Source organism: Stutzerimonas chloritidismutans AW-1, assembly GCF_000495915.1.
GTDB classification, from domain to species: domain Bacteria; phylum Pseudomonadota; class Gammaproteobacteria; order Pseudomonadales; family Pseudomonadaceae; genus Stutzerimonas; species Stutzerimonas chloritidismutans.
This window is the reverse complement of record NZ_AOFQ01000001.1, coordinates 1-18,619: the sequence shown is the minus strand read 5'-3', so window position 1 is coordinate 18,619 and position 18,619 is coordinate 1. Positions and strand designations below refer to the sequence as shown.

Annotated in this window: 15 protein-coding genes and 1 pseudogene; 10 read left to right on the top strand and 6 right to left on the bottom strand. The window is 57.0% G+C overall.

Translation table 11 applies throughout. From position 1 onward, the window contains the following. The first annotated feature begins 115 nt into the window (after positions 1 to 115). The 7 genes from F753_RS25455 to F753_RS49665 all read left to right on the top strand — a co-directional run bounded on the left by F753_RS25455 (position 116) and on the right by F753_RS49665 (position 5,606). Positions 116 to 1,243: a hypothetical protein gene (locus F753_RS25455; RefSeq protein ID WP_156924006.1), complete on the top strand. Its 1,128-nt coding sequence runs from the start codon at positions 116 to 118 to the stop codon at positions 1,241 to 1,243. Positions 1,244 to 1,488: 245 nt separating this feature from the next. Next, entirely contained in the window at positions 1,489 to 1,761 is a 273-nt protein-coding gene (locus F753_RS25450; RefSeq protein WP_023443657.1) for a hypothetical protein, read from the top strand. Positions 1,762 to 1,857: 96 nt separating this feature from the next. Then, on the top strand, positions 1,858 to 2,826 hold the full coding sequence (locus F753_RS25445; RefSeq protein WP_019341805.1) for a DUF932 domain-containing protein: 969 nt from the start codon (positions 1,858 to 1,860) through the stop codon (positions 2,824 to 2,826). 80 nt (positions 2,827 to 2,906) lie between these two features. Then, on the top strand, positions 2,907 to 3,911 hold the full coding sequence (locus F753_RS25440; protein ID WP_023443656.1) for a YqaJ viral recombinase family nuclease: 1,005 nt from the start codon (positions 2,907 to 2,909) through the stop codon (positions 3,909 to 3,911). Positions 3,912 to 4,002: 91 nt separating this feature from the next. Next, positions 4,003 to 4,953 (top strand): recombination directionality factor, encoded by a 951-nt coding sequence (locus F753_RS25435; protein ID WP_031297076.1) that lies wholly within the window; start codon positions 4,003 to 4,005, stop codon positions 4,951 to 4,953. Beyond that, the gene (radC, locus tag F753_RS25430) at positions 4,925 to 5,422 is read left to right on the top strand and encodes a RadC family protein (RefSeq protein ID WP_023443654.1); all 498 of its coding nucleotides are present in this window, start codon (positions 4,925 to 4,927) and stop codon (positions 5,420 to 5,422) included. Before F753_RS25435 ends, radC begins: the two co-directional genes overlap by 29 nt. 10 nt (positions 5,423 to 5,432) lie before the next feature. Continuing rightward, positions 5,433 to 5,606: a hypothetical protein gene (locus F753_RS49665; protein WP_023443653.1), complete on the top strand. Its 174-nt coding sequence runs from the start codon at positions 5,433 to 5,435 to the stop codon at positions 5,604 to 5,606. Between the two features lie 269 nt (positions 5,607 to 5,875). Here the strand turns inward: F753_RS49665 and F753_RS25425 are convergent, their stop codons facing one another. The 6 genes from F753_RS25425 to F753_RS25400 are packed head-to-tail and all read right to left on the bottom strand — an operon-like array spanning position 5,876 to position 16,837. Next, the gene (locus tag F753_RS25425) at positions 5,876 to 7,177 is read right to left on the bottom strand and encodes a hypothetical protein (protein WP_051375845.1); all 1,302 of its coding nucleotides are present in this window, start codon (positions 7,175 to 7,177) and stop codon (positions 5,876 to 5,878) included. Positions 7,178 to 7,179: 2 nt separating this feature from the next. Continuing rightward, complete coding sequence (locus tag F753_RS25420) at positions 7,180 to 9,918, bottom strand: phospholipase D-like domain-containing anti-phage protein (protein ID WP_023443651.1); 2,739 nt, start codon at positions 9,916 to 9,918, stop codon at positions 7,180 to 7,182. Positions 9,919 to 9,922: 4 nt separating this feature from the next. Further along, positions 9,923 to 12,883: an anti-phage-associated DUF1156 domain-containing protein gene (locus tag F753_RS25415; RefSeq protein ID WP_023443650.1), complete on the bottom strand. Its 2,961-nt coding sequence runs from the start codon at positions 12,881 to 12,883 to the stop codon at positions 9,923 to 9,925. A 3-nt stretch (positions 12,884 to 12,886) separates the two neighbouring features. After that, positions 12,887 to 13,519, bottom strand: coding sequence for an anti-phage-associated DUF3780 domain-containing protein (locus F753_RS25410; protein WP_023443649.1), 633 nt, complete (start codon positions 13,517 to 13,519; stop codon positions 12,887 to 12,889). 4 nt (positions 13,520 to 13,523) lie between these two features. After that, positions 13,524 to 16,646, bottom strand: coding sequence for an anti-phage-associated DUF499 domain-containing protein (locus tag F753_RS25405; protein WP_023443648.1), 3,123 nt, complete (start codon positions 16,644 to 16,646; stop codon positions 13,524 to 13,526). After that, the gene (locus tag F753_RS25400) at positions 16,643 to 16,837 is read right to left on the bottom strand and encodes a type II toxin-antitoxin system antitoxin (protein WP_013246744.1); all 195 of its coding nucleotides are present in this window, start codon (positions 16,835 to 16,837) and stop codon (positions 16,643 to 16,645) included. The genes F753_RS25405 and F753_RS25400 overlap by 4 nt, the downstream gene beginning before the upstream one ends. Before the next feature lie 320 nt (positions 16,838 to 17,157). On the opposite strand from F753_RS25400, the gene F753_RS25395 reads away from it, so the two are divergent. The 3 genes and pseudogenes from F753_RS25395 to F753_RS48830 all read left to right on the top strand — a co-directional run. After that, positions 17,158 to 17,595: a LexA family protein gene (locus tag F753_RS25395; RefSeq protein ID WP_023443647.1), complete on the top strand. Its 438-nt coding sequence runs from the start codon at positions 17,158 to 17,160 to the stop codon at positions 17,593 to 17,595. Beyond that, positions 17,588 to 17,827 (top strand): annotated as a pseudogene (locus tag F753_RS25390) (Y-family DNA polymerase); the annotation flags it as partial. The gene F753_RS25395 and the pseudogene F753_RS25390, both read left to right, overlap by 8 nt. A gap of 58 nt (positions 17,828 to 17,885) precedes the next feature. Continuing rightward, positions 17,886 to 18,619: tyrosine-type recombinase/integrase (locus tag F753_RS48830; protein ID WP_084799350.1), on the top strand; the 734-nt coding region annotated here is incomplete at its 3' end.

Below are 18,619 nucleotides of genomic sequence, written 5' to 3'. Positions count from 1 at the left end.
TCTTTCGATGTCAGCTATCAAGGAAAGTCGGGACAGAAAGGTCGTTTCGATACGCTGATTAGTGCCAACTACCGTTAAGCAGACGGTAGTAACAGGCAGCAACCGGCCGATTCTGTTGAAAAAGTCCCGCCGCAATTTTGGCCCGCGAAAAAGCGTGGTCGACGTTGAAATCTGGTTCGCTCAGAAGACGGAGCTGTCTTGGTTTTTACGTAGCAACGCCAAAATCCAGCGATTTTTGATCTACCGAAAAGCAGCTCTCTCAGAAGCCGACTTTTTCAACAAAATCGGCCAGAAGCCGACACTTGAGTTTTTCACCTTAACTTTGAGAAGTGATTTCGAATCGATGAAAGCAGTGCAGTGGACAGTGTTTATTGACATGCTGGGCTTCAAGAAGCTGAACTCCTCGGTTACCACTGATGACCAGGCTCAAGACCTCATAAAGTTCATGACCTCTAATAGGGATGAGTTGGTGCAGCTTGAGGCGCGCGTTGAGCAAGGCTACAAGAAAGACACGGTGTTTAACTTTTACGAATGGTACGAGGTGAAAAGCGCGTTCATCTCCGACTCTATCGTCGTCACGTTCAAACCTAAGGACGTGGCTCGGGAGAAGAATGCTGACAAGGTGTTAATGCATTCAGCCAACGCTTTGATGATCATCGCCATGCGCCTGGGCGCTCTGATGCACAAGTGTCTAGTGGAGAAAGAGATCACTTTCCGGGGTGGCATCTCGACAGAGTATTGCGACATTAGTGAAAACTTTGCGGTCGGTGCAGGCCTCAGCTCGGCCGCGGAAGCGGAAGGTAGGGCTACCCATGCTCGGCTGGCTCTGGCGGAGGATGTGGTACGCAATGCGAAGTTAGTAAAGCAGATCCGCGCACTGTTCAAGCTGATGTACGGTGACTCGGAGTTCCTGGTCAAAGAGGCCGGGGTCACCTATGTCAATACGCTCGACCTCATGCTTGCAGCCGCCGATATGCGTTCCCCGTCAGTAGCAAGGGCAATATCTACTCAGGCTGGAAGGCACGCAGTTATAGGCGCGCGCGAACAGATCGAGGTCTTCTTGGAGGCCCAGAGAGCTTTGGTGATTAAGTCAATCCGAAAGATGTACGCGGCCTACCGTAAGGACTATGCGGATGCTGATCGGCGAAAAAGCTACCGTCGTGTTCTGCAAAAATATTTTTGGTTGCGCCGGTATCACAATGCTGCCGCTAAAAAGCGCCAGTTTCAGGCATTCAAGATATGATTGAATCGCCCCCAATTTTTTAGACGAAGCCAAGCGTCCATTTAGGGTTGGCAGCCATTGCATGACCACTTCTGGCCGACTCCAGCCCATTGCTCGATTTGATACGCGCCTGAAAGCCGGCCATTCGATTCAAAAAAATCTCAGCCCTACATAACCGCAATGACATCACCATCAAGAAGGTTCACCTCATGTCATTGCAGTGCCCTCGCTGTCGTTCCCCCAAAGTCGCTTCCTTCCACCACGCCATGAAGATCGCTGCTGCTGTAGGCACGGTCGGTGGTGCTGCCCGTGGCATCAGTGCTGCGCTGGCTGGCGGTCAAGCCGGTGCGGCTATTGGCGCTATTGCCGGCCCTGTCGGCATTACCGTCGGCTCAATCTCCGGTGCCATCCTCGGCGGACTGGCCGGCGGCGTCGGTGGCTGCGCCCTCGGCGCGCAGCTTGGTCACAAGCTTGATCGCCACGTCCTGGCTAACAACCTTTGCCTGCTCTGCGGGCATCGCTTCAACCTGCCGACCTGATCAGGCGGCTCGAATCTCTTTCTTTTCTCTGACTCCTAGCCGGCGCTGCGCTCTGCGCGGCGCTTATGCCGGCGCGCACCCAAAGGAATCGTTCTCATGGCTCATCTCGTCGAAACCATGGCCTACGCTGGCGCTACCCCTTGGCACGGTCTGGGCAACAACCTGCCGCAAAAACAACCCATTGAGGTCTGGCAACGTGAAGCTGGAATGGACTGGCAAATCTTGGAAAGCCCCGTTCATTTCAAATCGGACGCCATCGGCCACCTCGGTACGATTCATTCCTTCCCTGAGCAGAAGGTGCTCTATCGCTCGGATACCAAAGCCCCGCTGTCAGTGGTCTCCAAGCGTTATCACACCGTGCAGCCGCGCGAGGTACTGGAGTTTTACCGGGATCTAACCGAGGTCTCCGGCTATGAGCTGGAGACAGCTGGCGTGCTCAAGGGTGGGCGCAAGTTCTGGGCGCTTGCACGCACTGGGCAAGGCACGGCAATCAAGGGTAACGACCAGGTCAACGGCTACCTACTATTGGCTACGTCATGCGACGGCACCTTGGCCACCACCGCAACACCGACCACTGTTCGCGTGGTGTGCAACAACACCCTGACCATCGCCCTGGACGGCACCAGCCGAGCGATCAAGGTGCCGCACAACACTCGCTTCGATCCGAATCTGGTGAAGAAGCAGCTCGGCATCGCCGTCTCGCAATGGGACGACTTCATGTACCGCATGCGCCATCTGGCTGAGCGCAAGGTGCAGTGGCATGAGGCAATGGGCTTCTTTATGAACGTCATGTGCGAGGTCAGTCCGACTGGCCAGCTTCCTGAACAGCTACCCAACGAACGCGCCCTGCGCAAGGTTCAGGAGCTGTACGAAGGCCGTGGCCGGGGCAGTCAGCTGGAATCGGCAAAGGGCACCGCCTGGGGCCTGCTGAATGCCGTGACCGAATACGTAGATCACGAACGGCGTGCACGCAGCACCGAGTACCGGCTTGATTCAGCCTGGTTCGGCCAAGGCGCACAGATCAAACAACGCGCCCTGGATACCGCTCTTCAGCTCGCTGCCTAACCCCCGTCACCCCATCTCAACCGTATCGCCCGGTCAGCTTCGCGCTGGCTGGGCGTTTTTATGTCTGCAAGGTGAACAGCATGAAAGCAACCTCATTGAACCGCAGTACCAGCAAACCCCGTCCGGCTTTGCGTCTGATCAGCACCAAGGAATTGCCTCGCGAAGATTGGCTGGCAGTCCGCAAGCAAGGCATCGGCAGCTCCGATGCAGCCGCTGCCGTCGGCCTCAACCCCTACAAATCGCAACTGGAACTGTGGCTGGAAAAGACCGGGCGAGATACCGGATTGCCGAAGACCGATCCTGATGATGAGGACAGCCCGATGTACTGGGGCAACGTCCTAGAGCCCATCGTGGCCTGGCACTACAGCAAGCGCACCAAGAACAAGGTTCGTCGCATCAATGCGGTACTACAGCACCCGGATCCTGAGTTGCCATGGATGCTCGCAAATATTGACCGAGAAGTGATCGGTGCCGATGACGTGCAGATCCTCGAATGCAAGACAGCCGGCATAAACGGGGCACGCCTCTGGAAAGAGGGCGTGCCCGAATATGTGCAGTTGCAGGTGATGCACCAGCTCGCCGTCACGGGCAAGCAGGCTGCCGATGTGGCGGTTGTACTCGGAGGGCAGCATCTGGAGATCCACCGCATAGAGCGGGATGAGCAGATGATTGCTCGCCTGATCGAGCTCGAACGGCGCTTCTGGCAGTACGTGGAAACCGATACACCACCACCCGCCGACGGCACAGCTTCCGCCGAGACCGCGCTGCGCTGCCTGTTCCCAACGGATTCAGGCGAGACCGTGGATTTCAGCGCTCATGCTGGATTGTCAGCGGCCTACATTGAGCTCAAAGCACTGCGCCAAGCGATTGCCGTTAAGGAAAAGCGTGAGGCCCAGCTCAAGCAGATGCTGCAACAGGCCATGGGCGAGGCCAGTCGGGCTGAGTTCACCAATGGGTACATCAGTTGGCGCAAAGCCAAAGACAGCGTCGGCTTCGACGTGGCCCGGCTACTTCAGGAGAGACCGCACCTGAGAGCCAAATACTCGCTGGTTAAACCCGGCGCACGGCGCTTCCTGGTCGGCTGATTCCAACCTCATTTCATCACTCCCTCCCCTTGGCCAGCCCATGCAGTTCGCGCTGCTTGGGCTGGCCTTTTTTCATTTTCAGGAGACCACCATGCTCAAAGGTCTGGCTATTACTCCGCCGGTGCTCGGGCGGATTTCCATCGGCAAGGTCATCGAGAAAAACGGCAAGCGCCTGCCGGAAAAGGATGATCAGTTCACCATCACTTCCCAGGTACAGAGCCGCGACGGCTGGTTAGTGCATCCCCTTAATGATGAGCTGCGCCAAGGCAAGGACGACAAGCTGCGCAGCATTCCGGTACGCCTTCTATTCAACGAGCCGGAACTGAACTTCCGTGCTGACTACACGCTGTTCGACCGGCAATCCGGACGACCGCTGTGCGTCGGCAATGGCGAAACCTGCAAGCGGGTTACCCAGGACGGCATGCAGTCGCTGCCATGCCCGTCACCGGATGTCTGCCCACTGGCGAAAGGCAGTGCCTGCAAGCCCTACGGCCGACTGAACGTAGTCATTGGCGATGAGGATCCGCTGGGCAGCTTCGTGTTCCGTACCACCGGTTTTAACAGCATCCGCACCCTGGCCGCGCGCCTGCATTACTTCCAGGCCATCTCGGGCAACCGCCTGGCCTGCCTGCCACTGGAACTACGTCTGCGTGGCAAGTCGACACGCCAGAGTCATGGCACGCCGATCTTCTACGCCGACCTGACGGTACGCGGTGGCATGGAAATGGCCGAAGCATTGGTGACAGCCAATGAACTCGATTCACGACGTCAGGCTGCAGGCTTCAATCAGGCCGCTTTGGATGAGGCGGCACGACGCGGCTTCGGCAACGGTGCGTTCGAGGACAGCGAGGAGGATGTCGGCGCCATCGTCGATGAGTTCTACCCCGAGGGTGAAGCAACTGCTGTAGCAACAATGTCTCAACTCAACCCCACCAAACCCAGCCTGGCTGAAAAGCTCGATGCACAGGCTGCACGTCAAACCCCACCCACAGACCAAAACCAAGGAGGCCGCCATGCGCCTGCACAAGCTGAAAGCCAGTGACACGACAGGCACCTACCTGGTCGAGTCGCCGGTGACGGAAAACGACATCCTGCTGATGGCCAAGCAACTGGCCAGTCTGCGCCTGCGCAAGGGCCGAGCACTGACTTCCCCCAAGGACGTGTTCTGCCACCTGCAAACATTGCTGGCCAACTATGAGCATGAAGTATTTGCCCTGCTCATGCTCGACAGCCGGCACCGAGTGATCGCATTTGAGGAAGTGTTTCGCGGCACGCTGGATAGCGCCAGCGTCTACCCACGGGAGGTCGTGAAGCTCGCCCTGGAGCACAACGCCGCTGCCCTGATCCTGGTGCACAACCACCCTTCGGGTGACCCTGAACCCAGCATGGCGGATCGAAACCTCACCACGAAACTGCAGGACGCACTGAATCTGGTCGGAGTCAGAACGCTCGATCACGTTGTGGTAGGCCAGGAGGGTTGTGTGTCGCTGGCTGAGCGCGGCTACCTGTAAGGAGGTGCCAATGAAACTGCTGTTACGGACTGTTGCCTCGGCATTCATGTTTGCCGGGATCTTGGCCGGTTGTCTGGCGATATTGCTGCTGGTGATTCTGATGGTGCGCTTTCCACCATTGCTGATTGCCGTGGTGTTGGCGTGCTGGATCTACCGGAGGCAGAAAGTAAGCACGAACCTTTAAGCGGTGGGCCAGCGTGGGTAGTCGATAGACTGCCTGCAATGGCTCTCACTTTTTCTTTTTCCTTTAGCCAACGCTTCCCAGAAACCATGCAAGCAAGACCCAGTTAACGCATGCCGTTTAACTGCTGACAAATACCAGTGAACACAGAACAATTGAAGGCGTTACAGCAATGGATTTTCAGGATACAAGCAGATTGAAAAGCCTTCTGGCCAAAACCGTCATCAGAAATCAATGGCGCCGAAAATTCACATTCGACTCTGTCCGCAACATCAGTCGAGGTGTCGGTTGAAAACTGCGTACTGTGTTGGATCGAACGACGGGTCGAGCTCCATTGCTCTGGCACGCAGCAGTCGATGATCTCCACGTGCGCGCCCCCGCTCCCATGTCTGGCTGTTGCTCTGAATTCCCTCGATGAGATCGATGCAATCGTCAATGACATACCGTCCAAGAGCGGGCCGGATCACCTCCGCAAACCGCTGATCGGCGGCGTTATAGCTCCCGCTAGCAACGTAATACTTGTTCGTCAATCGAATCACAGCTTTGGCCCACTCCGGCGAATCAGAGAGTTCCCGTAAAGAGTCCCATGTTCCCTGATCAATCTGAGGATAGTCCGCGCTCGCTATCCATTCACCAAGCCGCGCGGCGTGTTCTTCGAGCGAACTGGAAGTGAACCACGCCAAGCAGTGAGCGGAAGCTTCCTGCTCGGCAGTGTGCAGGATCGCGGTCTTGGCGTGATCCGCCAGTAACCCGTAGATTCGTGGCGAGCGCGATAGAAAGTGAATCAGGCACACAAGGGGCGCGCCACCCGTGGCTATCGTGCTGAAGTAATCCCTGTCGGCTTCGATTTGCGTTTGGAACTGCGTCGGGTTGCGGCCATACAGCAGAGTCAATGCGCTGTAGTTGATGGTGCGGTTCTTCTCGCACCGTTCGTCGGTCAACCGGAACACAAACTTCCACAAGGCTTTGAAGACGGCCTTCTCGACCTCCGGATTGAAGCGCGAGAAATACTTGCTTTCCAAGTACGCCTTCAGCTTCTTGTCGTCGATCAGGATTCCCGATGCCTGCTCAAGATCCTCGACCAGATCACCCACGATCTGCTTGGATAAGATCGGCGCCTTCGTGAGCAGCCCATCGAGCGCGTTGCGAATCAGGGCACGGGCTGTGTCACGGTTCGGGCGATGCAACTGGAAATTGGCGTTGACTACCGGGTGAGCCGCAAGGTGCCGCTGGCGTTGCAGATGCAGCAAGTTCTCTCGCTCGGCGATGTCCAGTAACTGCGTCTGTTCCGCCACCGACTCCACCAGCTTCGACTCCCATTCCGAAGACCGTTCGTTGGCCTCCTGCAGTTTGCTGATCTCGGCCAGAATAGCCTTTGCCTTGTCGTCACCGTAGAGATCAACGAGATGCTGGAGCTTGAACAGAAGGTCACAGACCACCACCGACCACAGCATCACGACAGCCGACCGGTAATTGCCCCCCGTGTAGCAGCTCAATACCTCGGAGAAATATTCCCTGCTGCGCGCGTCGAAGATTTGACTCGCGCGCTGTTCTATCGAGTACTCGTCCAGCATCGTTATCCCGTCCAAGCCGTGGTCATCAGCACTGCGAAGTCTCGCCGTGACAGCACCTCCGAACAATCCCGCCAGTCTTTCTCCGGCGGCTCCATCGTGCCCGTATAGCGCAGGTCAAATCCCGTCGCCTCTTTCTGAGCATTGATGAACTCGTCCATCTTTTCCCCGAGGGTTTCGATGTCCTCGATCCATTCGTCCTTGATGGTGTCTGGAACTGATCCAAACAAGTCGTAGCGATTGCGCATCCGCTCCGACAGACGTTCGTAGATCTTCTCGTCTACGGTTTGCTCATTCACTAGGTTGAGCATATCCACGGTTTCGCGCTTCTGGCCGAAGCGCTTGATGCGTCCGATCCTCTGTTCGAGGCGAGTCGGATTCCACGGCAAATCAATATTGATCAATGTGCCCAGCGTTTGAAGGTTGAGACCTTCGCAGGCCGCATCTGTAGCAACCATGATGCGGATCTCGTGTTCAGCCACCATTTTTTTGAGCGTTTCCCGCTCGCACGTCACGCTGTCGCCACGTTGATACAAACGACTGCGGCCTGCGCCAGCGTACAGGCCAATTGCTTCATCCGGGTGCCGCGCGGCTAACTCGTCGGCGACCCACTTTGCCGTGTCGTAGTACTGGCTAAAGATAATGACCCCGAGCTCGCGCCACTTTTCTCTTTCCAGGTAATGGATAACGGCGTTGAGTTTTGGGTCTTCCTCAATGTGCTCTAGGCGACTGATCAGACGGAGCAAAACCTCGCGTTCTTCGCCGCTTTCAACCTTGAGATCAGCTTCTTGCTCATCTTCCTCTTGGTGGATCGTCCGGCCCTCCAAAAGCATCCTGGCGGTACTGAGTCCTGCCTGAATGCTGGAGCAAATGCGTTGCTCCATGAGGTTTTTCATGAACCCGCCGCCCTTACCGCGCTTACCGAGCGCCTTGCCAAACAAGCGCGCCTCTCGATAGGCTTCACGGAAGTTATCATTGGTTCGCAGCGCCTTGGCCTCAAATAGGGCATCGAACCAACGTGGGTCGCCGACAAGCTGGCGATCTGGATGAACGTCGACACCGACCTTTGTCAACAGTCCAGCCTCTTCGAGGCTGACGCGTTTGCGCAATACGACGTGACGCACCAATGGATTCTCACGCTGGAATAAGGTGGCACCCGAAATTCGGCGCTCCAACTCATCTTCCAGGATCTCCCGGGTGTCCTCCGTCAAATCTGTAGCTGTCTTGGTGGTTTGCCATTCCCCGTTGACGAGTCCCAAGTCCTGACGAATAGCGCTGAACAGCTTTCTCGCTCGCGGTTCTTGGGTCGAGTCAACCAGGGGTAAAGGCGATCTCAGCAGTTGCCAAGCGAATCCAACATCAGTGACCTCTTGCTCCCCGGAAAGGATAGGCAGCACTTCACGAGGCCGGTACCACGGCGCATAGTCATTGCCGAGGACAAAGTTGCCTTTGCCTTGGTGGAGAATGCCGATCAAGTCCCATAAGTCCTCGGGCTGGGTCTGAACCGGCGTAGCAGTGCCCAGAAGAACATGATCTGAGCGCGCCGCAATCTCACGCATGAACGCAAGCAGCTCATTCGGGGAGCCAGCATCCTTGCCGAAGCCTTGGCGACTGCGCGCCTTGTGGGCTTCATCAAGGATGACCAAACCGAATCGAAGGCCCAGGAGGTGCTGTTTCTCCAGGGAGTCCCGCATCATCAGGCCAGTGGAGACAATCCCAATCCGCAAGGGGCACTTGGCTATCTGCTCGCGGCCTGCAGGTGAGATTACGCGTTCATCAGTGTCCAGCCAAACCTTGCGCAAGGTGTCCCAGCGCGCACAGGGGATCGCCAGCTTATCGATCATCTCTGTCTGCCATTGTTCGCACAGGGTGGCCGGAGCAAAGATCACCACTGGCTTGCGCGCCTGGTTTTCTCGATCCGCCAACAAACAAAGTGTCAGCGCTGCGGTACCGAGGGACAGCGTCTTTCCGAGCCCCACCTCATCGGCCAGCAGCAGCCTCACTACTTTGTGCTGTTGGTGGTGGCGCAGGCACTCGGTGATAAACCCCTGCTGCCAAGGCTGTAGAGACAATCCCTCGCGGTAAAGAGGCGATTCGATTAAGGCCGCTGGTGCGAGATTCTCCTCTTCGTCGATCTCGTCGAAGAACACCTCGCGGCGGTAGCCACGCCGATGGACCTCCCGGATGACCACCTGCGGAAGCGGTCGAGCCGCATTCCACAAAAACTCGAACTCTTCCTCAATCCAGGCGACCCCCTCGGGGGACTCGTCTTCCCACAATATCTCGTAGTGCCGCTGCCAGCCGCTGCGGGTCTCATTCATCGAGCCGATGAAGCCCAACTTGCGACCGTCAGCCAGCTCGATGACTCCCGCCTTGCCATGCACGAAGCCGCAGATGTTGTCTGGAGCCACGCGCACGGCCTGACCATGCTTCTGCAAGAAGGTGTCTAAGCGACGGTAGCGATCTCGATTGAGCAAGGCCTCTGCTTCGATAGCCTTCTCGTTCCAACGCCCCATCATTTTGGCTTCGCGTAGGTGCGCTACCTTCAGATCATCGGGGTGAATGTCCACGTTGCAGACAATCTTGACCTCGGGAATCGTCTCCAGCAGTTCGTTGGCGACTTCAAACAACGAGCTCGTGAAGTAGCCAGCGATGCGCTTATAGCTGCGAGCCCCCTGCAGATGCTGCAACAGGAAGCTCGCGTCGAGCCGATGGGTCCGGGAGGAGAAGCGCCGGATCGACATTCAACTAGCCCCCGAATCGCAGATTCTTAAGGCGTGCGCCCAGAACCTCGGCAGCAGCGCGGACTTCCTCTTCCGGGGCTTTGCGTTCAATAAAGGCCATCAAATCAACCAGTATCGGACGCACTTCGAGGAAGTCAGCCATTTCGGCCTGCAATTGGCTGACGATGGCCTGCGGTTCGGTTTCCGCCAACACCTGTTGCACGCCAATGATCAAGCGACCGAGTCGGGTGGCACCGAGCTCAGTGCTGTCGGTCAAGTCGCGGGAAGTGAACTCGGGTATGCGCTTCAGTCGGGCCTGGTTGGCCGCCATGCTGCCCATGACCCGGCTGTATTCCTCAACCCGGAAGGCTTTGGCAAAGTTCTGATAGTTGTCTAGCTTGGCCGCACCCGTAGTTTCCATGTCCATCATGCGCAGCATGAAGCGCTCGATGCCTGTCAGCTTGGCCCAGGTGTCGGCGGCCAGCCCTTCGGGCACCAGCAGGCTGTTGGCCGCCTCTGCCGCCTGTTGGACGATTTCATCGACCACTGTGACCTCGCCGCGCACGCGTGGGCGCAGTGCGAAAGCCGTCACGTCTTCACCACCAATGTGGGTATATGCCGTCAGCACCTTCAGCGCCGCGGCGTAACCCGCCATCTGCAGATCGGAGTCGTTGAAAACGGGCTCGCCGTGTTTGCTTTTCACCTCGTCGTTGAGGTGCATCATGGTTTCAATCTGACGCTGCACTTCGCTGCGCACGGCAGGGAGGATGCGTTGCTTGAAGCCTGCACGATCACCTGCAGCACGCTTCTTCAGCATCAGCGTTACGGTGCCTTGGACATAAGAGCCTTTCCGATGAGCGGCATCAACCTCAGTAGCGATATACCAGGCAGCAACTACCTGCAGTCCGGCGGCCCAAAAAATACCGACCATGTCCGACCAAACACCTGTGTCCTGGTGGGTGAACATCACACATTGCATGCCGTTGTCGGGCATGTGATCCGCCATTGCCTTGTAGGCGGCGACCATGCCGCGCCGAAAGTCCTCACCCGAACCCTTGATGGCAAGCGCGCGGCGTGAATCCCACACCCATTCGTCAAAGGGCTTGGGCGGGTTCTTGCGCAGCCAGGCGATGAAAAACTCGGTGACCTCGTGGTAATTTACCGCGTCAGCGTAAGGCGGGTCGGTCACAAAAATTTCGACTTGATCACGAACGTCTGATGCGCTCGCGTTGATTACCTGTAGTTTAGTGTTAACTTCGGTAAATCGATCAAGCCTAGGCTTAAAAACCAAGGTTTCATAAGACGAAGATGTCCTTACTGGATAATTCCAGAACGTGTTAAAGGCTTGGTTTACGAATAGATGCTTAGGTCCACCAAGCCCGCCCCCTTGGCTCGGGAGCCATTGACAAAGACGATTATTGTTGTCGAGAATATTCGGAAGCCATAAGCAAGCACGAGGGTCTTTCTTTAGCTGTTCTGTAAACAGCGCATTGATCAACAAGTGCCTTGGCCCGAATAAATGATGCCAATACGTCCAACCACGCTCCCGTATTGGTTGGTTCGTATTGTACCCAGGCTCAATTGCCATATCCGGCACAAGCCCTTCTGCTTGCCAGAGAGCAAGATTAGATTCCACGATTTTTTCAACTTTTCGCTCACGCCCTAAGTCAGCCTCAGTCACCGTGGCGAAATAGGAAACCTGCCGTGACGCATTGACAGAATTTTTAGTTATCCACTGGATAGCGTAAAGGCGCTCTTGAAAGATGTCGTTTTGTTGCGGTTTAAAATCATTTATTCCCCATCGACGTAACCGATTTCTGGTGATGCCATCCGAATCACGGAAGTCGCCACGCAAGGTGCTAATTGACGTTCGGTATGTGCGGCCATTTATTGTGTAGACCATGTCTGCGCCCTGAATTGTCCCCGAAGCTGCCTCCGACAGCTCTGACGCAGTGGCGCCCGTGACAACCTCAATATGGAAGCGCTTATTTTTAGGGTCTGGGATGAGTTTGGCTACAGCGCCATGCTTTGGCGAAATAATCCAACTCGGCGATAGTGGGATCATCCAACCTGTTTCTGGGCACCGCGTCTCCAGGCAGTACAAGAAGGCCTTTGCACGATTGCCGTTTTCGTCTGTCTCGACACCGAGTTCGACTAACTTATTATTTACCGCAGCAAGAGCATCAAGCTGCATTCTTTCAACTTGTGTGCGGGTATCCGGATCTGCACCGATAACCTGCAACGCTCCCCAGGTCAACATACAAGCGACCGGATTCAAATCAGACGCGTAAACATCGCATCCGATTCTGGCCATTTCGTACGGAATGGAACCACCGCCACTGAATGTATCACCGGCCCTAGGCCGATGGCCGTAGCGCAGCATGCCCAGTTGTTCAACCAGTTCGGCAATGTTGTTGGCGTTGATGCCTAAATGCGCGTAATGCTGGTTAACGGCCTCCCACGCCGGAGCGTAAAGCCATTCCTGATCCACTTCTTCGGGGCGTTTGCCCAGACCGGCCTTTTCCTCGTAGCTACCAAAGGTCACCAATGCTCTGCGATAGAGCACCAGCTTGTCATCGTCGGTGATGTCGCGCCGCCAGCCCCGTCCGGAAAAATAGCGCTCGGGGTCGCTGATGGGGATCAGTTCCTGCAAGCGCGTCGCGGACAGCGCGTTAGCAGCTAGCGCACGCCTTGCGAGGCTTTCCTCATCGAAAGCCATCAACTTCTCGAACACCGCGAGGTCTTGTTCAGGGTCGTCAGTCGCGGGCAGCAGGCTGCCAAGCACGATGGCGCGCACCAGGATCAGAGGTTTACGCCCTTTCCAATAGGAACCCAACCCAGTCAGCGTCTGGGCAGCAACCGCTTTACGTTCGGCTTGCGCCTCGAACGAGACTTTTTGCGCAGGGAACACCGATTCAATCAGGGCCGGTGCGTCCTTGAGCGCCAGCGGAGCCAGGGGAGTTGTTGTTCTTACCGCTTCATTCATTTTTCATTCGTTCCCAAATAGGTCCAAGGTCGGGCGGTCGCTGTCGTCGCCCGCGCGTTGACGCCGCGCCTTGGGTTGCAGCAGTTCGCTTTGTGCGACGTCGCCTAGCGCGTGGCGCAACGCCAACCGCCAACCTTTGTCACTGTCGTTGATGCCGCCTGTGCTCATGGCCGTCATGCCAAAGAGCCACCAGCGCTCTTCGGGGCGCAGCGCCAGCCAATTCCTCACGGCGACCGGCACTTTCTCAATCTCCATGTGTTCCACGGCCCACGCGAGGACACAGAGCTCCTTGCCCAACAGTCTGTCCACTGGGTTGTCGCCGACTTTCCAGGCGCTAGGCTTGAGCCCGTGCCCATTGAGCCGGGCATTGAATGCGCGCTGAACTTCTGAGCGGATGGCCGTCCAGCGTGGTCGATCCAGCAATACGCGGTCGATAACCGCGTGCTCATCGGCGGTGGCTTGCATGCCGAGGTACTCACTTATCTGCACGCGCCCGGTGTTGCTCCGAGGAATGATGACCTTGAAGTGATGCGGGTCCGAGGTGGCAGGCACGCCAAAGCCAAGCGTAGGGTGCAGACTTTTCTGTCCTACCGCTTTGCCTTTTGCCGCGCTGCTTGCCGCCTTGGATTGAGCCATCTCTTTAGTTCTCCTGAATTACGTCGCCGGGCTTGAGCTCAATGCCCACCAGCTTGGCGAACTCTTTGGCAGCAAATCCGGTGTCGAACTGGATGCCATCGGCAATGGTGATGGCGACCGGCGCTTGGTCTTCGTTCAACACCTGACGAAGGCTGTTCACCACACCCTCAACCATTGCTGCGGTTACTTCTCGCTCTTGAAAGCGAATGGTCACAGTGTTTTCACCCTCGCCAATCTCAATGCGGACACCCTTAAAGCGAGTGCCCGGCTGATCGCGGAAGCGGTTGATGACGCCATAGACACGGTCAGTGGTGTCGAGCGCGACTCGCTTGGATTGCAGCTTGGCCGGCTTGGTATCAACGATCTGAACCGTCTTGTCGCCACTTGCAGGAACCTGAAAGTCCGCTGTCTTGTTGGCTTCACCAGCGCGTGCATAAACCAAGAGGCGTACCGCTTGAGGCCCGATCTCGAACGGACCCTCGTAGGGCGTGCCGTCCTTGGGATTGGAACCATCCAGCGTGTAGAACAGATCTGCCTTGGGCGTACTCGCCAGGGTGATGCGCCGCTTGTCAGCGGCTGGATCAACCTGGTGGCGAATCTTGAGATCGGCAGTCCACCGAACAGGCGCACCAGTTTCGTACTGGCCGGTCTGATCTTTGGCTAGGAAGTAGAGCGTGCCTTCTCCGGTCGTGAAGCTATCGAGATCGTCCACCGCTTTCCCGGTAACCAGTTCCTCTGGCCGGCTTGCATAAACGACCAATGGGCTTTCGCCTGCATGCCGAGGAGTGAGACTCAAAATGGTCTCGCCGGTGTCGGGATGGCTACCGACCACGGAGACGTTGACAGTGGTCTTGTCTTTGGGGAACGGCCCCTTCTCGACGTACCCATCCTCACCCAATCGCCAGCGGCCCTGCTTCAGTGCCTCCGTCTTGAGGGTGTCCATACCGCCGCTGCCGGGCATCCACGGCCAAACGGGATTGCTCTTGGCACGGCTGACGACGTCCTTCCACGGGGTGCGCCGGTTGTCCTTGCCTGATGGCCAGAGGTATTCCTCAGCCATCGCAAAGTACTCGTTAAAGTTCTCGGCGAGATCGGCCGCGAGCTTGTAGTTGGCGCGCGGGCTGGCGAGTAGGGATTCGATCTGAGCCTCAGCCGATTGATCTCCTTTGCCCAGCTTCAATCCGTTGTCGATGGTGACCGGCGCGAGAAACTCGCGTCCATCCAGATCATCAACACTGGGGAAGTAGACGCGGTTGTAGGCCGCCGACAAAGCTTTCTCGAAGCGATCTTCGGCTTCTTCCATTCGGTCGCGCGCTTCCTCAAAAAGCGTGTCGCCAGCCTTCAACCGTTTGTGAATCTGCTCAATGGCATAGAGCTCCCGCAGACGATCCTCGACCGCATCAGCCATATGACTGTCCTGGCCTGTGAGCACAAGCAGGTTGTTCTTCTCCTGCTGGTAGTCGAAGAAGCTCTGCAGTTCGCTCGGCGGCACCTTGCCATCTGGCTTAATGACAATTAGCGTTCGCGGCCCGGTGAGCTTGAGCTCGTCTAGCTTCGGCAGTACCTGCACATCCTGATAGGCGTTGCGCCGCTCGGGCTGCAGGATGCCAGTCAGTCGGTTAATGAGCGCCTGGTCAACCTTGGGCTGCGGTACTTCCTTGGCGTTGCGTTCGATTTGACGCGAAAGGTTTTCCGTTTCCTTGATGAAGAAACGCTGATCCTCGCGGTGGAGGTACCACGCGTGCTCACGGAGTCGTTGCAGCGCCTGGAGAAATTCATCCGCCTTGCGGTTGGGCGCGGCCAGGAACTCGATGATCTCGCTGTCGGACAAGCCAATCCGACCACCGACTGCGCGAGACAAGGACGATGCCAACAGCAGCGTCATCACTTGCTGGGCGGCATCGCCGTCCAGTTCGTCATCGATGGTTTCCGCGATGGCATTACCGTTGTCGGCGATGTCGCGGGTGAGGGCTGGCATCAACTTTGGCGCGATGCGTTCGATCTCGTCTTTGACTTGATCGTCATTGAGTGCCAAATGCTGGGTGCCGATGAGGAAAACGTCGTCTGCTTCCCGTTCCGCAACACTCTTCAATAACCGGGCGGTGAACTGCATCAAGCCACGGGTCTGGCGGAAGCCTTCGTTCTCCTTGAACAGGGCGACCAGATGCTTGAATGAGGGATGGAACGGATAGGTCTCGCGAACTTGCTCGGCAATCTGTTCCAGGCTGGCGGCGACAATGTAGCCCCCATCTTCGGCCTTCTTGATCTGCTGGGCGTATTCGTCGGCGATGTCAGCGATGATGCGCTCGTCGGGAAGTTCGTCAATCAGTCGCTTCTTGAGGATCTCGTAGATCTCGTTACCGGCCAGTTGCACCGGCGTGATCGTCATTGCCTGACGGCGGGTTTCCTGCTGCAGATTGGAAATGGCATCCCCGAGAGCCTTGGTCTGCGCTTTGTAGCTGCCGGAAAGGTTGGCGACGACGATGGCGCAGTTGGGCAACTCAAGCGCGGCACTCATCAAGCTGCTGAGGCTGTAAACCACCATGTTCGCGAGCGTGCCCTGTCCAAACACCTGGGTGCTGGCGTTGTCAAGGTAGGGGGGCAACTCGTCGAGCAAGATCAGCGTGGGCTTGTCCCCAATGATTTCTTTCCACTGACGTTGGTCGACCGCTTTGGGGCCATTGACCCAGTAGGGCTTAATGGCCTCGGCTTCGCCTAGCTGCGTCGCGATTTCGCCCCAGATGTAGTTGTCGGGGTTGTTGCGACCGTTGAAAGCGGCGATGCGGGCCTGACCGAAATCCACGCGATCACTCAAGTCAGTGGCAAGGACTTCCGGACGCAGATGAGGATGCCGCGCCAGCAGACCAAGCGCGATCATCATGTGCGTCTTACCGCCACCCATTGCTTGGGTCAGTTCGAAGACGGCCTGATCAGACTTGCCGGACAGGCGCAGTAGGCCTTCGCGGAAGAGTTGCTCCATGCCGTGCGTGACGAAGTTGCGCGAGAAGAACTCTCGACCGTCACCCGCGTCATGAATCAGATCGGCCAGGTTCTCGATGCCCTGACTCATCCGGTAGTCTTGAATGACCGGATTGAACCGGCAGGCCTGCTTAACCGTCTTGATCATGAACGCTCTCCACTCTTGTTCTCGGTTTCGGAGTCGGGGATGGCAATGCCTCGCTGCTCGCAGTAGCCACGAATCAAGACCTCGATCATGTTCGCGATGGAGCGATGCTCCGCGTGAGCTGCGACGCGCAATGCCTCCTTCAAGCTCGGATCGATCCGAAAGGTCAGCGTGGCGGTTTTGCTGTTGGCCATAGCCTCTCCTGACACTACTGCAAATGTACTGCAGCCTACAGTATCCGGATTTCATCAACAATCAGTTGATGTTTGCCTCCGATTATCAAGCGCGGATAGTCGAAGCCTATTACAGCCCTAGATAACGGCAGTGAATGCCATCATCTCCAAGCATGATTGCGGTCGACCATAACCAAGACTCTCTGGCATGGCGATCTGTCTACTTTTCGCCTGTAAACAATCCATGCAGCACCTGACTGCACCCTCCCGATAAACATACCTTGCTGGAATGGGAAAGCCCCGATTACTGTATATATAAACAGCACTACGAGTAGCAAGTTATGAGCACCGCACTTATCATCGGTCCGCTACAGCATAGCCGTACAGCCCTCCCCCTCTTTGATGCACGCGTTCCAGCCGGCTTTCCCAGCCCGGCGCTGGACCACATGGAACACAAGCTCTCGCTCGATGCGCTGCTGGATTTGCAAACACCGCACACCTACGTGGTGTCCGTTAGCGGTGACAGCATGGCAGGGGCCGGCATCTTCGACGGTGACCATCTGATCGTCAGCCGCGCTATCACAGCAAGGCCGGGGCATGTGGTGGTTGCCTGCCTTAACGGCGATGTCTTGGTAAAGCGCCTGGCCCAAGAACAGGGCCAGTTCATCCTGCGCTCGGAGAACCCGGCCTACTCTCCGCGCTATATCCTGGAAAACGATGAGCTGACGATCTGGGGCGTCGTCACTCACAGCCTGCGGAACCACCTCACTCATGGCTGATCCTGTGTACGCACTGGTCGACTGCAACAGCTTCTACGCCAGCTGCGAGCGTGTCTTTCGTCCGGATCTGTTGCGCACGCCCATCGTGGTGCTCAGCAACAACGACGGCTGCGTGATTGCCCGCTCTGCCGATGCCAAGCCGTTCGTGAAAATGGGCGCCCTCTTCCACGAGATCAGAGGCGACCTCAAGCGCCATGGGATCGTCGCCTTCAGCAGCAACTACGCCCTCTATTAAGTTAGGTGGAATGCTTTTGAGCTAGGCTGAATCCGTTGACGCTCAGGGGGCGCCCATGACCACCACCCCATTGCACAAGCAAGTGTTAAGTCGTTATTCCAGTGTACAAGCTTGGCTGGAGCTCTTGGGTAATCTGGGGCGTGCGCCGGCCACCCTTGACGCCTATGGCCGTGCCCTTGCGCATTACTTATTGCATTGCGAAGGGAGTGGGCTGAAACCCGAATCCGCGACATTCGAACAAGTCACGCTCTACATCCGTGAGCTGCTACCTGGCGCAAAGAGCGCGGTGGCGAATTCAACCTTGCACCAGCGGCTTACTGCTATCCGGTTGTGGTACGACCACCTCGTTTTTCAGGGTCTTTGCGAGCACAACCCCGTGCCCCGCGGACAGCATGGTCGGCTGGCCCAAGTGCCTGGACATGGAGGGTTTGTCAGGGGCTTGCTCCCACGGCTGATTAAGTTGCCAGACATTCCCACCGATGAGCAGTGGCGACACTTTCTCAGTATTGCGGCCAGGTCGTCTATCCGTGATCGACTAATGCTGTCGTTGGCGTATTTCGGGGCTCTTCGCCGTGCCGAGTTGGTGGCCTTGCGTATTGAGGATTTAGACGTTGCACACCGACTGATCTCGGTGCGAGCGGAAACGACCAAAGGCAAACGCAGCCGCGTCGTGTGCTACAGCCCAGACATTGCACCTGTCTTGATAGAGCATCTACATGCTCTTCGCGGCGCTGGCTGGATGCGAGGTTCGTTGTTTCGATCAGCATCAGATCGTAATCGAGGCTCCCC

What these genes read in the sequence shown, in the direction of transcription:
- F753_RS25410 (WP_023443649.1), bottom strand. Translation starts at nt 13,519, where the DNA reads ATGGCTCAATCCAAGGCGGCAAGCAGCGCGGCAAAAGGCAAAGCGGTA.
- F753_RS25450 (WP_023443657.1), top strand. Translation starts at nt 1,489, where the DNA reads ATGAAGATCGCTGCTGCTGTAGGCACGGTCGGTGGTGCTGCCCGTGGC.
- F753_RS25405 (WP_023443648.1), bottom strand. Translation starts at nt 16,646, where the DNA reads ATGATCAAGACGGTTAAGCAGGCCTGCCGGTTCAATCCGGTCATTCAA.
- F753_RS25395 (WP_023443647.1), top strand. Translation starts at nt 17,158, where the DNA reads ATGAGCACCGCACTTATCATCGGTCCGCTACAGCATAGCCGTACAGCC.
- radC (WP_023443654.1), top strand. Translation starts at nt 4,925, where the DNA reads ATGCGCCTGCACAAGCTGAAAGCCAGTGACACGACAGGCACCTACCTG.
- F753_RS25425 (WP_051375845.1), bottom strand. Translation starts at nt 7,177, where the DNA reads ATGCTGGACGAGTACTCGATAGAACAGCGCGCGAGTCAAATCTTCGAC.
- F753_RS25415 (WP_023443650.1), bottom strand. Translation starts at nt 12,883, where the DNA reads ATGAATGAAGCGGTAAGAACAACAACTCCCCTGGCTCCGCTGGCGCTC.
- F753_RS25445 (WP_019341805.1), top strand. Translation starts at nt 1,858, where the DNA reads ATGGCTCATCTCGTCGAAACCATGGCCTACGCTGGCGCTACCCCTTGG.
- F753_RS25420 (WP_023443651.1), bottom strand. Translation starts at nt 9,918, where the DNA reads ATGTCGATCCGGCGCTTCTCCTCCCGGACCCATCGGCTCGACGCGAGC.
- F753_RS25435 (WP_031297076.1), top strand. Translation starts at nt 4,003, where the DNA reads ATGCTCAAAGGTCTGGCTATTACTCCGCCGGTGCTCGGGCGGATTTCC.
- F753_RS25400 (WP_013246744.1), bottom strand. Translation starts at nt 16,837, where the DNA reads ATGGCCAACAGCAAAACCGCCACGCTGACCTTTCGGATCGATCCGAGC.
- F753_RS25440 (WP_023443656.1), top strand. Translation starts at nt 2,907, where the DNA reads ATGAAAGCAACCTCATTGAACCGCAGTACCAGCAAACCCCGTCCGGCT.
- F753_RS49665 (WP_023443653.1), top strand. Translation starts at nt 5,433, where the DNA reads ATGAAACTGCTGTTACGGACTGTTGCCTCGGCATTCATGTTTGCCGGG.